This is a genomic window from uncultured Luteimonas sp. (assembly GCF_947492465.1).
Classification (GTDB): domain Bacteria; phylum Pseudomonadota; class Gammaproteobacteria; order Xanthomonadales; family Xanthomonadaceae; genus Luteimonas.
Genome location: NZ_CANLNF010000001.1, coordinates 336,241 through 349,673 on the forward strand (window position 1 = coordinate 336,241; position 13,433 = coordinate 349,673).

Below are 13,433 nucleotides of genomic sequence, written 5' to 3' on the forward strand. Positions count from 1 at the left end.
TTCCTCTCCGGAGCGGCGAGCCCACCAGGAGACATGCAGATGCAGAGGTCAGGGTTTCCGGCAGCCGTGCTGGCAGGGTTCCTGGCGCTGTACGCCGGACCGTCCACCGCCATCGAGGTCGAGAACCTCGACGGATTCGAGGAACACTTCGGCCGCTACGCGCCGGGCGGCGACTGCGCGACGCAGCCGCAGGTCGTCGTCGATCGCGAGGGCTTCGCCTTCACCGGCGGCCCGGACCTGCCGAAGGCGACGCGACCCGAATACGCGGCGAGCTACATGGGCAACTTCTACGAAGGGATCGGGCACTGGTTCTTCCCGTACCGCAGCGAACCGCGCCCCTACGTGCTGACGCTCAACGCGGACGAAACACCCGGCAAGCTGGCGCTGGAAGTCTACGAGTTCGACTACCAGGGCGGACCGAAGCTGCCGGAGAAATATCGTCCCTACGTCGCTGCGTCGCCCTACCTCAAATGCCGCTGATCCCGTAGAGCGGTTTGCGATCGGCATCGAGCGCGACGACGACGTCGGCGATCTCCGGCAGGGTCCGCAGCGCCTGCCGGCTCACGCGCTCGTAGTGCTGCACGAAGCGCGCGACCTGCTCGCGCGTCATGCCGGCACGCGAGGGATTGCGCGCCTGCAGCGCCTGCTCCTGCTGCCAGCGCCAAGCCGGCACGACGTCGAAGCCCGGCGGCTGCAGGAACAGCAGGCGGTCGATGCGCCGCCACAGCGCGGGATAGTCCCGGGCGAGGGCCGCGTTGACGTGGCGCCGCCAGCGTCCGTCCGCGTCCTCGTCGCGTTCGAGCGCGTTGGCCGGCGTCTGCAGCGCGGCCTCCGGTTCGGCAGGCGTGCCCAGGAACCAGCCTTCGAACACCACCAGGTCCGCCGCCTCGCAGCGCCAACTGGGACGCGGCAGGCGCCGGTCGGCCAGCTTGTCGAAGGCAGGTACGGCGACCGCGCGTCCGCAACGCAGGGCGTCGAGCGTGCCGCAGGCCAGCGCGAGGTCGTGGGTGCCCGGCGGGCCGCGCGTGGCCAGGAGCGGATGGACCTCGCGCGCCAGGCGCCGGCGTTCGGGCAGGTCGAGATAGAAGTCGTCGATGGACACCGCCACCGCGCGCAACCCCCGCGCCTGCGCCGCCGCGACCAGCTGCGCGGCGAGCGTCGACTTGCCGCTGCCCTGCAGGCCCGAGATGCCGTAGACCTTCGCGCCCGCCACCAGCGCGTCGTCGAGCACGCGCGCGACCAGCGCATCCGGGAATCCGTGCGGCGGAGCGGCGTGCGCATCGGGAGGCATCGCGCCACAATAGCCCAATGAGCTGCGCAGACCTGCAGGCCGAGGCCCTGGCCACCTTCGATGCCCTGTTCGCCGAGGCGCTGGCGGCCGGGGAGCCCGATCCGACCGCGATGACCGTGGCCACCGCCACGCGCGAGGCGGTGCCTTCCGCGCGCACGGTGCTGCTCAAGGCGCACGACGCGCGCGGCTTCGTGTTCTACACCCACCTGGACGGGCGCAAGGGACGCGAGCTGCAGGGCAATCCGCAGGCCGCGCTGCTGTTCCATTGGCCGCGCGTGCGCAACGGCGTGCAGGTGCGGATCGAAGGCCCGGTCGAGATCGTCGAGGAAGCGGAGGCCGACGCCTACTTCGCCTCGCGCCCGCGCGTGAGCCAGCTCGGGGCGTGGGCGTCGAAGCAGTCCGAGACCCTCGAGTCGCGCGAAGCCTTCGAGCTGGGCATGGCCGCGCTGGAAGCCGAATTCGCCGGTCGCGAGGTGCCACGGCCGCCGCGCTGGACCGGGCTGCGCGTGCGCCCGGACCGGATCGAGTTCTGGTACGGCGCGCAGTTCCGCCTGCACGAGCGCTGGCTCTACGAGTTCGACCTGACCGGGCACTGCAGCAAGCGGATGCTCTATCCGTGACCGGGCGGGATTCGGGATTGGAGATTGGGAATTCGGAGAAGGCAAGCGCTTTCCGCTTTTCCGAATCCCCAAACCCCAATCTCCAATCCCGTCGGTCCAGCGGACCGACCCGCATCGTCTGCCTCACCGAGGAACCGACCGAGGTCCTCTACGCGCTGGGCGAACAGGACCGGATCGTCGGCATCAGCGGCTTCACCGTGCGCCCCCTACGCGCACGCCGGGAGAAGCCGAAGGTCAGCGCCTTCACCAGCGCCAGGATCGAGGCGATCCTCGCACTGCAACCCGACTTCGTGGTCGGGTTCTCCGACATCCAGGCCGACATCGCCGCCGAGCTGGTGCGGCGCGGGGTGGAGGTCTGGATCAGCAACCACCGCAGCGTCGCCGGCATCCTCGACTACGTGCGCCGGCTCGGCGCGCTGGTCGGCGCCGGCGCGCGCGCCGAGGCCTATGCCTCCAAACTCGAGCGCGGGCTGGACGAGATCGCGGCCGAGGCGGCCTCGCTGCCGCTGCGGCCGAAGGTGTATTTCGAGGAATGGGACGAGCCGATCATCACCGGCATCCGCTGGGTGGCCGAACTCGTCCGCGTCGCCGGAGGCGACGACATCTTCCCGGAGCTGGCGGCGCAGCCGCTGGCGAAGGCGCGCATCCTCGCCAGCGGCGATCCGGTGATCGCGCGTGCGCCGGACATCATCCTGGGCTCGTGGTGCGGCAAGAAGTTCCGCCCCGAACGGGTGGCCGCGCGTCCGGGCTGGGACGCGATCCCGGCGGTGCGCGACGGCGAACTGCACGAGATCAAGTCGCCGCTGATCCTGCAGCCCGGGCCTGCGGCAGTGACCGACGGGGTGCGCGAGATCGCCGGGATCATCCGGCGCTGGGCGCTCGAGCGGCGTTAGCGGGCGGCCGTCCGTCCGGCCGCGGCGGGCGGATCGGTCCTAGCGCGCGAACACGTCGCGGCTGAAGCGCAGGATGTCGGGCGCGGCGACGCCCGGGCGATGCACGGTGACCTCGAACGCCAGCGTATCGGGCGGTGCCACCCGCACGGTGCCGACGTAGTCGATGAAGCCATCGCTGCGCACCTCGCGCATGGCCACGTCCTGCCAGACGCCGCGCAGGTCGCGCGCGCGGACGCCGACCCGCGCCTGCAGCGATGTTTCGGCGTGCGCCGGACCCTGGCGCAGGCCGACGAGCAGCAGCTGGCTGCCACGATCCGGGGCGACGCCATAGCGCGCGGCGATGGCAGGACTGAGCGAGGCGGACGGCGCCACGCTCGCATCGATGCGCACGTCTCCGGCCTGCAGCGTGGCGGGCTGGCGCGATTCCGCGCTCTGCGCGGCGAGTTCGGCCTGTCCGCCCGGACTGCCGCCGCAGCCTGCGAGCAGGCACAGCGCCAGCAGCGGCGGCGCCAGGTGTCGCGTGGCCATCGACTCAGTCATTGGCGGCCGACAGTTCGGCGCCGCGCCGCGTCGCGGCATCGATCGCCTGCGACACGAGCTGGCGGAAGCCGCCGGCCTCGAAGGTTTCGATCGCCGCCTGCGTGGTGCCATTGGGCGAGGTGACGCGGCGGCGCAGTTCGGCCGGGGGCTCGCCCGATCCGGTGAGCATGCGCGCCGCGCCGAGGATGGTCTGCTGCGCCAGCGTGCGCGCGGCCTGCGGCGGCAGGCCCTGCGCGATGGCGGCGTCCTCCATCGCCTCGGCCAGCAGGAACACGTAGGCCGGGCCGCTGCCGGACGTGGCGGTGACCGCGTCCATCAGCGATTCCCCGGCGATCCACACCGTCTGCCCGGCGCTGGCCAGCAGGCGCGTCGCGCGCTCGCGACCGCGCTCGTCCACCTGCGCATTGGCGAACAGGCCGGTCACGCCCGCGCCCAGCAGCGCGGGCGTGTTCGGCATCGCGCGCACAACCGGCAGGCCGCCGCCCAGCCAGCGGTCGAGCTGCGAGGCGGTGATGCCGGCGGCGATCGAGACCACCAGCGGCTGTTCCGATTGCGCGGCGCTGGCCAGGGTTTCGCAGACCTGGCGCATCACCTGCGGCTTGACCGCGAACACCCAGGTCGCGGCCCCCGGCACGGCCTCCTCCGCGCTGGCGAAGCAGGCCACGCCGAAGTCCTCGGCCAGCCCGGCACGCGTGCGCGCATCGGGTTCGGCCACGCGGATGCGGGCCCGGTCGGCGCCGGCGACGACCAGCCCGCCGACCAAGCTGCGGGCCATGTTGCCGCCGCCGATGAAGGCGATCGGGGAAGCGGAGGGCGCGGGCGGGTCGGTCGGGGTCATGGCGGCGAGGTGCGGATCCGGAAAACGCCACCCTAGCGCGAACGCGGCCGGCTGGCATGTCGCAGCCAGGTCGCAGAGGCGAGGGGCCGGGTCGCTCCGCGCTCCGGATCGGCTGCGGGCACGGGGGCGGGTGCGCCGGTCGCGCGGCCGCCGGAGCAGCGGACGCCTGGACCCGCATGGCGCCCGGTGCGTCCGCTGCGTCGTCGGGGCGTCGCGCTCCAGTAACCGGCCTGTCGCCCTCCGGCCGGCATGCGGCAGCCGCGGACAGGGCCGGATCGGCCGGTTTTGTGATCCGCGTACATGGCTATACTGCCAGCCGGGGATAGGCTGTCGACCACGGTCGTGGCGGCCGCATCACGACATACTGCAGCCGCAGGGGAGCTTGCATGGATATCGCCGAACTACTGGCGTTCTCGGTCAAGAACAAGGCCTCGGACCTTCATTTGTCCGCGGGCCTGCCGCCGATGATTCGGGTCGATGGCGACGTGCGCCGGATCAACATCCCGGCGCTGGAACACAAGCAGGTGCACGCGCTGGTCTACGACATCATGTCGGACAAGCAGCGCCGCGACTTCGAAGAGTTCCTCGAAACCGACTTCTCGTTCGAGATCCCGGGGCTGGCGCGCTTCCGCGTCAACGCCTTCAACCAGAACCGCGGCGCCGGCGCGGTGTTCCGCACCATTCCGTCCGAGGTGCTGACGCTCGAGGACCTGGGCTGCCCGCCGATCTTCCGCGAGCTGATCGAACAGCCGCAGGGCCTGATCCTGGTGACCGGGCCGACCGGTTCGGGCAAGTCGACCACGCTCGCGGCGATGATCGACCACATCAACAAGAACGAGTACGGGCACATCCTCACCATCGAGGATCCGATCGAGTTCGTGCACACCTCGCAGAAGTGCCTGATCAACCAGCGCGAGGTGCACCGCGACACGCACGGCTTCAGCGAGGCGCTGCGTTCGGCGCTGCGCGAGGACCCGGACATCGTGCTGGTGGGCGAGCTGCGCGACCTGGAGACCATCCGCCTGGCGCTGACCGCCGCGGAAACCGGCCACCTGGTGTTCGGCACCCTGCACACCAGTTCGGCGGCCAAGACCATCGACCGCATCATCGACGTGTTCCCCGCCGGCGAGAAGCCGATGGTGCGCTCGATGCTGTCCGAGTCGCTGCGCGCGGTGATCTCGCAGGCGCTGCTCAAGCGCGTCGGCGGCGGCCGCACCGCGGCCTGGGAAATCATGGTGGGCATCCCCGCCATCCGCAACCTGATCCGCGAGGACAAGGTGGCGCAGATGTATTCGTCGATCCAGACCGGCCAGCAGCACGGCATGATGACCCTCGACCAGCACCTGCAGGACCTGGTCAAGCGCGGCATGGTCACGCGCCAGCAGGCCAGGGAATACGCGAAGGAGAAGCGTCTTTTCGAGTGAGCGAAAAGACGCCGGAATTCGGGAATCGGGATTCGGGATTCGTAAAGGCCGGGAAGCGGGCGAAGGGTAGAGATTCGACGGAAGCGCGAACGCGCTTTCCCGAATCCCGAATTTCGAATCCCGAATCCCGGCTCCGCAGGAGCCATACATGAGCAGCATCGATTTCACCTCGTTCCTCAAGCTGATGGCGCACCAGAAGGCGTCGGACCTGTTCATCACCGCCGGCATGCCGCCGTCGATGAAGGTCCACGGCAAGATCCAGCCGATCACCCAGAACCCGCTGACGCCGCAGCAGTCGCGCGACCTCGTGCTCAACGTGATGTCGCCGCCGCAGCGCGAGGAGTTCGAGAAGACGCACGAGTGCAACTTCGCGATCGGCGTCTCCGGCGTGGGCCGCTTCCGCGTGTCGTGCTTCTACCAGCGCAACCAGGTGGGCATGGTGCTGCGCCGGATCGAGACCAAGATCCCCAGCATCGAAGAGCTCAACCTGCCGCCGATCATCAAGACGCTGGCGATGACCAAGCGCGGCATCATCATCTTCGTGGGCGCCACCGGTACCGGCAAGTCCACCTCGCTGGCGGCGATGATCGGCTACCGCAACCAGAACTCGACCGGGCACATCATCACCATCGAGGACCCGATCGAGTTCGTGCACAAGCACGAGGGCTGCATCATCACCCAGCGCGAAGTCGGCATCGACACCGACAGCTGGGACAACGCGCTCAAGAACACCCTGCGCCAGGCGCCGGACGTGATCATGATCGGCGAGGTGCGCACCCGCGAAGGCATGGATCACGCCATCGCCTTCGCCGAGACCGGCCACCTGGTGCTTTGCACCCTGCATGCCAACAACGCCAACCAGGCGATGGACCGCATCATCAACTTCTTCCCCGAGGACCGGCGCAGCCAGCTGCTGATGGACCTCTCGCTCAACCTCAAGGGCGTGGTCGCGCAGCAGCTGATCCCGACGCCGGACGGCAAGGGCCGGCGGGTGGCGATGGAGATCATGCTCGGTACGCCGCTGGTGCAGGACTACATCCGCGACGGCGAGATCCACAAGCTGAAAGAGGTGATGAAGGAGTCGACCAACCTGGGCATGAAGACCTTCGACCAGGCGCTGTTCGAGCTTTACCAGGCCGGCGAGATCTCCTACGAGGACGCGCTGCGCTTTGCCGACTCGCAGAACGAGGTGCGCCTGCGGATCAAGCTCGCCCAGGGCGGCGATGCGCGCACCCTGTCGCAGGGGCTGGACGGGGTGGAGATCGCCGAGGTCCGTTGACCGGGCCCGCGGCGCCGCAGCGGGCCGCGTACCGTCGCGGGCTCCCGGTCGCGTGGTTGCGATGACATCCGACGCCGCGCCTGGCATCGGCCCGGAGGTGGACCTGCTGCGCAACTGGCTGGACCCCGCCGCGGCTTCCATCCTGTTCGACACCCTGCACGCGACCCTGCCCTGGCAGGTGCACCGGGTGCGGATGTTCGGGCGCGAGTTCGATTCGCCGCGGCGCAGCTGCTGGATCGGCGATCCGGACGCGGCCTACCGTTATTCGGGCGTCCGCCACGAACCGCATCCCTGGCCCGCGGTCCTGCTGCCGCTCCGCGAGCGCCTGACGCGCGAGACCGGCGTCGCGCTCAACAGCGTGCTGGCCAACCTGTATCGCGACGGGCGCGACTGCATGGGCTGGCACAGCGACGACGAGCCCGAACTGGGTGAGCGACCGGTGATCGCCTCGCTGAGCCTGGGTGCGACGCGCCGGTTCCTGCTCAGGCATCGCCGCGATCCGTCCAGGCGGCTCGCCCTCGAGCTGCCGCACGGCAGCCTGCTGCTGATGCAGGGAGACACCCAGGCGCATTGGCGGCATGCGCTGCCACGCACGGCCAGGCCGGTGGCGCCGCGGATCAACCTGACGTTCCGTCGGATCGGGCCGCCTGAGAACGCAGCTGGCGGACCGGCGAGCGCCTAGGAGCGTTCCTCCGGATGTTCCTCGCGCTGGTGGGCATCGCCCGCGCCCAGGATCCAGTGCGCGAGTTCGCCGGTCAGCTGCTCCATGCCGCGCGAAAACGCGTCGGCGACCAGCCCGATCTCGGTACCCGTCGCCGGCTCGGCGTGCCGGAACGTGCGCGAGGCGACGATGAACTGGTCGCGCGAGTGGATCAGCTTGGCGTTGAACTCGATCGTCGCCGCCGGGACTGCATTGCCGGCGTAGTCGGCCTCGAAGCGGCGTACGTCCATGACCAGCTTGTAGTCGGCGGCGATGCCCGACCCCTGGCGGGCGACGGCGCCGATCCGCCCCGAATCCTCCAGCGCGCGCAGCAACGCGTCCTGCAGCATGTCCGGCGGCGGCTTCGCCCAGCTGGCGCCGCGATAGACCTGCAGTTCGCCCGGCGAAGGGCGCACGGCGATGCGCGAGCTCTCGATCATGCGCGCGGCCTGCGGCGCGGCCAGCGCCAGCTGCCAGCGCACGGTGGGCGCCGAGGCATCGAGCGTGACGCGCGGATCGGGCGCGTAGATCGTGGAAGGCTCCCCCTTGCCGCCGCCGAGCAGCGAGCAGCCGCCCAGGGCCAGCGCAAGCAGGGCCGCGGTGGCGGCGCGAAGCGGCGGCGCGGACGATGCCGGCCTGCGGATGGCGGTTCCCGGTCTGATCACGGTTCGAACTCCTTGGGGGCATCGCGGCCGAGCAGGTACTGCGCGGGATTGTCGTCGAGCCGGTCGCTGATCCTGCGCAGGTCGCGCACCAAGCCGCGCAGTTCGCCCAGGGTCGGGCCGAGCTGGGCGAGGCCGTCGTTGGCGAAGCTGCTGATCGCCGCGCGGTTCTCGTTGAGGATCGCGTCGGCGCCGCCGGCAGCGGAATCCAGCCGCCCCAGGGTGGTGTCGATCTTGGCCACCAGCGACGGCAGCTGCTGGACGAGTTCGCGGTCGAAGGTGTCCAGGGTGCGGTTGGCCGAGGACATCGTGACGTTCAGCTGTTCGCTGGCGGTGCGCGCGTTGATCAGGATCTCGCGCATGTCCTCGCGCTGTTCGGCGATGGTCCCGGTCATGCTCTGGATGTTGTCGAGGGTGGCGGTGAAGCGCTGCACGTTCTCCTCGCTGAGCATGTTGTCCAGGCGCTCGACCAGGCGGTTGGCGGTATCGGCAATGTTCTGCAGCGCCGAGGCCTCGGTTTCGATCACCGGCAGGCCGCCGTCGGGACCCGGGCGCAGCGGCGCGGCCTCCGGGCTGCCGCCGGTGAGCTGGATGATGGGCGGTCCGGTGAGGCTGGTCAGCGACAGGCGCGCGCGCGTGTCCGACCTGACCGGTGCGTCGGCCTGCAGCCGCAGCCGGGCGATCACCTGGCGCGGGTCGTTGGGCGCCAGCATCAGGTCTTCCACGGTGCCCACCGCGATGCCGTTGTAGTGCACGCTGCCGCCTTCGGTGAGGCCGGTGACCGGTTCGCGGAACACCACGTGGTATTCGTGCCAGTCGCGGTCGGAGGAGTACTTCGCCGCCCACAGCGCGAACAGCAGCAGGAACAGGGTCACCCCGATGGTGAACGCCCCGATCAGCACGTAGTTGGCCTTGGTTTCCATCTCAGGTGTCCTCAGCGATGGCCGCCGCCGCGTGCGCTGCACGTCCGCGCGGGCCATGGAAGTAGTCTTGGATCCACGGGTGGTCGGTGCGCTCGATCTCGTCCAGCGGCGCCACCGCGACCACCTTGCGGTCGGCCAGCACCGCGACACGGTCGCAAATCGCATACAGCGTGTCGAGATCGTGTGTGATCAGGAAGACGGTCAGCCCCAGCGCTTCCTGCAGGGTGCGGATCAGGCGGTCGAACGCGGCCGCGCCGATGGGGTCCAGGCCCGCGGTGGGCTCGTCCAGGAACAGCAACGGCGGATCCAGCGCCAGCGCGCGGGCAAGCGCGGCACGCTTGCGCATGCCGCCCGACAGCTGCGACGGCAGCTTGTCCAGCGCGTCGGCCGGCAGCCCGGCCAGGCGCACCTTGAGCAGGGCCAGTTCGTAGCGCAGCGATTCGGGCAGGTCGGGATGGTGCTCCTTGAGCGGCACCTGCACGTTCTCGCCCACGGTCAGCGAGGAGAACAGCGCGCCGTCCTGGAACAGCACCCCCGTGCTGCGCTCCAGGTGCACGCGATCGCGGGGATCGTCCGACCGCGGATCCACGCCCAGCACCGAGATCTCGCCCTCGTCGGGCTGGCGCAGGCCGATCAGCGACCGCATCAGCACCGACTTGCCGCTGCCCGAACCGCCCACCACGCCGAGGATCTCGCCGCGGTATACGTCCAGGTCCAGGTCCTCGTGCACGGTCTGCGCGCCGAAGCGGTTGACCATGCCGCGGACGGTCACGATCGCTTCGCGATCGTCGGGACTGGGGAGGACCAGACGTCCGTCTGCTGAAAGCGGGGATTCGGGATTCGTCAAGACGATGCCTCCCTTGCCCCCGCGCCCTGCGCGTTTGCGAGTCCCGAATCCCGAATTCCGAATCCCGGCTTCTCCATCACCAATCCATGTACATGAACCAGATCGCCGCGAACGCATCGAACACGATCACCAGCGAGATCGTCTGCACCACCGACGAGGTGGTGCGTTCGCCCACCGATTGCGCGGTGCCCTTGACCTGCATGCCTTCCAGGCAGCCGATCAGGCCGATCACCATCGCGAACAGCGGCGCCTTGGACATGCCGATCAGGAAGTGGCGCAGCTCCATCTCCTGTTGCATGCGCGCCAGGTAGGCCTGCGGCGGGATATCGAGGCTGAAGGCGCCGACCGACAGGCCGCCGAGCAGGCCGGCGACCATGGCGATGAAGGTCAGCAGCGGCAGCATCACCAGCAGCGCGATCACGCGGGGGATGACCAGCAGCTCGACCGGATCCAGGCCGAGCGTGCGGATCGCGTCCACCTCCTCGCGGCTGACCATCGCGCCGATCTGCGCGGTGAACGCGCTGGCGGTGCGGCCGGCCAGCAGGATCGCGGTGAGCAGCACGCCGAACTCGCGCAGGAAGGCGATCGACACCAGCTCGACCACGAAGATCGTGGCGCCGAAATCGACCAGGATCTGCGCGCCGAGGAAGGCGATCACCGCGCCGACCAGGAACGACAGCAGTGTGACCAGCGGCACCGCGTCCAGGCCGACCTGTTCCATGTGGTGCACGGTCGAGGTGAGGCGGAAGCGGCGCGGGTCGACGATGGTGCGGCCGAGCTTGTACAGGGTCTCGCCGAGGAAGCTGACCAGGGCGACCACTTCGCGGCCGTTGTCGTGGACGGCGTGGCCCAGTCGCGCCAGCGCGGCGGCGAAGCCGTACTCGCGCCTGGACTTGGGCCGCTCGTCGTGGATGTCCTCGATCGCGGTGACCAGCGCGCGGTGGTCCTCGCGGAAGCGGAAATCCTGGTAGTCCAGCTCGCGGCGCTTGGCGTAGCGCAGCAACTGCAGCACGCCCAGCGAGTCGAGCCGGTCGACCGCGGTGGCGTCGATGCTGGTGATCGAATCGGGTGCGTCGCGCAGCGCCTGGCCGATGGCGGTGGCGTGGTCGAGGGTCCAGCAACCGGCCAGGCGCAGCAGCGCTTCGTCGCCGGCATCGGCTCCGGCGGTGGGCGGTGGCGGGGCGGGTGCAGTCATCATGGGCGAGGATACAGGCAACGCCGTGCAAGGGCAGGTCATCGCCCGTCGTGCGACGCGGGGGCGGGCCATGCGATCCTGTGGCCATGCCCGCCGACACCATGCCCGCCACCGCCGCCTACGCGATCCGCATCGCCTTCATCGTGGAGCTGGCCGGACACCTGCACCGCCACGGCACCACGGCGCAGCGGCTGGAAGGGGCGATCGTGTCGGTCGCGCGCCGGCTCGGACTCGACTGCGAACCGTGGAGCAATCCGACCGGGCTGATCCTGAGCTTCAACGACCCGCAGCGCCCGCCCGGCGAAAGCGACACCACCCGCGTGATCCGCCTGCCGCCGGGAGAGACCAACCTGTCGAAGCTGTGCGAGGCCGACCGCATCGCCGAGGAGGTGACCGCCGGCCGGCTCGGCATCGCCGAGGGCCATGCCGCGCTGCGCGCGCTCGACCGCGGCGCGGACTGGCGCGCGCACCTGCGCCAGACCTTCGGCTTCGGTCTGGCGGCCGCCAGCGTGGCGGGCCTGCTGCGCCTGCCCTGGCTGGATATCGGCACCGCCGGGGTGATCGGCACGCTGATCGGCCTGCTGCTCTGGGCCAGCCGCAACAGCGCCCAGATGAAGGAGGCCGACGACGCCATCGCCGGCATGCTCGCCGGCGGACTCGCCGCCCTGGTGGCGGTTTTCGTCGGGCCGCTCAACCTCAACACCGTGGTGATCGCCTCGATGATCGTGCTGATGCCGGGGATGGCGCTGACCAACGCCTTCAGCGAGCTCACCAGCCAGCACCTGATGTCGGGCACGGCGCGCTTCTTCGGCGCGATGACCACCCTGCTCAAGCTCACCGTCGGCACCATGATCGCGCTGACCCTGGTGCAGCTGGTCGGCCTGGAACCGCAGGTGCGGGCCTGGCGCCCGCAGCCGGACTGGGTGGAATGGTGTGCGGTGATCACCGCGGCCTGGGCGTTCGCGGCGCTGTTCCGCGCCGCGCGCCGCGACTACCTGCTGGTGATGGCCGCGGCCATCGTCGGCTACCAGATCTCGCGGCTGGGCGGGCAGTGGCTGGGCAGCCCTGCCGGCGTGTTCCTGTCGGCGCTGGTGGTCACCGTCGCCGGCAACGGATATGCGCGCTGGATGAACCGGCCCGGTGCGCTGATCCGCGTGCCGGGCATCATCATGCTGGTGCCCGGCAGCACCAGCCTGCGCAGTCTGCTGGTGGCGGTGCAGCAGCAGGATGTCGCGGCCGGGCAGGGCGCGGCGATCACGGTGCTCAACGTGCTGCTGGCGCTGGTGGCGGGACTGCTGATCGGCAACCTGCTGCTGCCGGCGCGTCGCGATCTCTGAGGCGGCCGCGTCGTGCGGCGGAAGTTTCCGCTGGAAGAAGAATCGTTGTTGCGGACGATCGGAATTACCGGATCGAAGGGGGCGGGTGCTGTCGACCCGGTTTTCCCAACGGGGGCGCGAATGCCGCGTCGCCGTCCTCGCAGCTCATTGGCCCAGGAAGTGTCGCGGGGAAATGGCCGCATGGCGGCAACCGCTTGTTTCCGCTGGCACCTGCCGGAATGGGCGCTGCCGCGGCCGGTGCGGGTGACGGCGGAAAGCCCTGCCTTGCGGCCGGGGACTTTCCGCCGATGCCAGCCGTCCTACTTCTTGATCAGGAAGTCGTCCGGCTTCTTGCCCTTCTTCACCAGGGCCGCCATCCAGCGCGGCTGCTTGCCGCGTCCGGTCCAGGTTTCTTCCGCATTGGCGGGGTTGCGGTACTTCGGCGGCACCTTCCCGAGCTTGCGGCCCTGGGTGGTCGCGCGCTTGGTGGTCGCCTTCTTCGCGGTCCGTGCGCCGCCGGCCGCCTTGCCGCCGAACAGCTCTTCGACCGAATAACCTTCCGCCGCGGCGAAATCGACGATCCGCTTGCGGATCGCGGCGATGGGCTTGCGCTTCCTCAGCGTGGTCTTGCGCTGGCGTGCGGCGCTGATGAGCGCATCGAGTTCCTTGGGGGAAAGTGCATTCAGATCGATTGCCATTCAAAAACTCCGTGACGGGGAAAGGGGAATGGCCGCTCCTTGGCGAGGCGACATGGTAGTGGAATATGCCATGCGATCAAAACCGGGCCGTCACGACTCGGCGGACGGTCGATTATCCACGGCATATTGGCGCGGGATATCCGCCGGGGATTCCCGTCGGATTGTCAGGGAAAATCGCGGGCGGCTCTGCCGGCCGCATCGCCGCGT

14 protein-coding genes and 1 pseudogene are annotated in these 13,433 nt (G+C 69.9%); 7 read left to right on the plus strand and 8 right to left on the minus strand.

From position 1 onward, the window contains the following. Positions 1–39: 39 nt before the first annotated feature. Positions 40–480, plus strand: a complete 441-nt coding sequence (locus Q0863_RS01455) for a hypothetical protein (RefSeq protein ID WP_298573783.1) — start codon at positions 40–42, stop codon at positions 478–480. Here the strand turns inward: Q0863_RS01455 and Q0863_RS01460 are convergent. Continuing rightward, positions 467–1,291, minus strand: coding sequence for a kinase (locus Q0863_RS01460; protein WP_298573785.1), 825 nt, complete (start codon positions 1,289–1,291; stop codon positions 467–469). The genes Q0863_RS01455 and Q0863_RS01460 overlap by 14 nt on opposite strands. 17 nt (positions 1,292–1,308) lie before the next feature. On the opposite strand from Q0863_RS01460, the gene pdxH reads away from it, so the two are divergent. Next, on the plus strand, positions 1,309–1,911 hold the full coding sequence (gene pdxH / locus Q0863_RS01465; protein WP_298573787.1) for a pyridoxamine 5'-phosphate oxidase: 603 nt from the start codon (positions 1,309–1,311) through the stop codon (positions 1,909–1,911). 113 nt (positions 1,912–2,024) lie between these two features. After that, complete coding sequence (locus tag Q0863_RS01470) at positions 2,025–2,804, plus strand: cobalamin-binding protein (protein WP_298575822.1); 780 nt, start codon at positions 2,025–2,027, stop codon at positions 2,802–2,804. Positions 2,805–2,843: 39 nt separating this feature from the next. Here the strand turns inward: Q0863_RS01470 and Q0863_RS01475 are convergent, their stop codons facing one another. Further along, a complete protein-coding gene (locus tag Q0863_RS01475) occupies positions 2,844–3,332 on the minus strand; it encodes a DUF4426 domain-containing protein (protein ID WP_298573794.1) in 489 nt (162 codons plus the stop codon). 4 nt (positions 3,333–3,336) lie between these two features. Continuing rightward, the gene (gene proC, locus Q0863_RS01480; RefSeq protein ID WP_298573799.1) at positions 3,337–4,182 is read right to left on the minus strand and encodes a pyrroline-5-carboxylate reductase; all 846 of its coding nucleotides are present in this window, start codon (positions 4,180–4,182) and stop codon (positions 3,337–3,339) included. Positions 4,183–4,568: 386 nt separating this feature from the next. On the opposite strand from proC, the gene Q0863_RS01485 reads away from it, so the two are divergent. From Q0863_RS01485 to Q0863_RS01495, 3 genes are all read left to right on the plus strand, one after another. Beyond that, the gene (locus Q0863_RS01485) at positions 4,569–5,606 is read left to right on the plus strand and encodes a type IV pilus twitching motility protein PilT (RefSeq protein ID WP_298573801.1); all 1,038 of its coding nucleotides are present in this window, start codon (positions 4,569–4,571) and stop codon (positions 5,604–5,606) included. A 148-nt stretch (positions 5,607–5,754) separates the two neighbouring features. Then, on the plus strand, positions 5,755–6,885 hold the full coding sequence (locus Q0863_RS01490; RefSeq protein WP_298573803.1) for a PilT/PilU family type 4a pilus ATPase: 1,131 nt from the start codon (positions 5,755–5,757) through the stop codon (positions 6,883–6,885). Between the two features lie 61 nt (positions 6,886–6,946). Continuing rightward, a complete protein-coding gene (locus Q0863_RS01495) occupies positions 6,947–7,567 on the plus strand; it encodes an alpha-ketoglutarate-dependent dioxygenase AlkB (protein WP_298573805.1) in 621 nt (206 codons plus the stop codon). Here Q0863_RS01495 and Q0863_RS01500 read toward each other — a convergent pair. The 4 genes from Q0863_RS01500 to Q0863_RS01515 all read right to left on the minus strand — a co-directional run bounded on the left by Q0863_RS01500 (position 7,564) and on the right by Q0863_RS01515 (position 11,212). Next, complete coding sequence (locus Q0863_RS01500) at positions 7,564–8,178, minus strand: ABC-type transport auxiliary lipoprotein family protein (RefSeq protein ID WP_298575825.1); 615 nt, start codon at positions 8,176–8,178, stop codon at positions 7,564–7,566. The two genes, Q0863_RS01495 and Q0863_RS01500, sit on opposite strands and share 4 nt — an antisense overlap. A 68-nt stretch (positions 8,179–8,246) precedes the next feature. Continuing rightward, positions 8,247–9,170 (minus strand): MlaD family protein, encoded by a 924-nt coding sequence (locus tag Q0863_RS01505; protein WP_298573807.1) that lies wholly within the window; start codon positions 9,168–9,170, stop codon positions 8,247–8,249. Between the two features lies 1 nt (position 9,171). After that, entirely contained in the window at positions 9,172–9,978 is an 807-nt protein-coding gene (locus Q0863_RS01510; RefSeq protein ID WP_298575828.1) for an ATP-binding cassette domain-containing protein, read from the minus strand. A gap of 115 nt (positions 9,979–10,093) precedes the next feature. Beyond that, entirely contained in the window at positions 10,094–11,212 is a 1,119-nt protein-coding gene (locus Q0863_RS01515) for an ABC transporter permease (RefSeq protein WP_298573809.1), read from the minus strand. Positions 11,213–11,298: 86 nt separating this feature from the next. Between Q0863_RS01515 and Q0863_RS01520 the strand changes: the two genes are divergently transcribed. Further along, a complete protein-coding gene (locus Q0863_RS01520) occupies positions 11,299–12,549 on the plus strand; it encodes a threonine/serine exporter family protein (RefSeq protein WP_298573811.1) in 1,251 nt (416 codons plus the stop codon). A gap of 302 nt (positions 12,550–12,851) precedes the next feature. Here Q0863_RS01520 and Q0863_RS01525 read toward each other — a convergent pair. Continuing rightward, positions 12,852–13,226, minus strand: a pseudogene (locus Q0863_RS01525) (H-NS histone family protein); the annotation flags it as partial. Positions 13,227–13,433 lie beyond the last annotated feature (207 nt).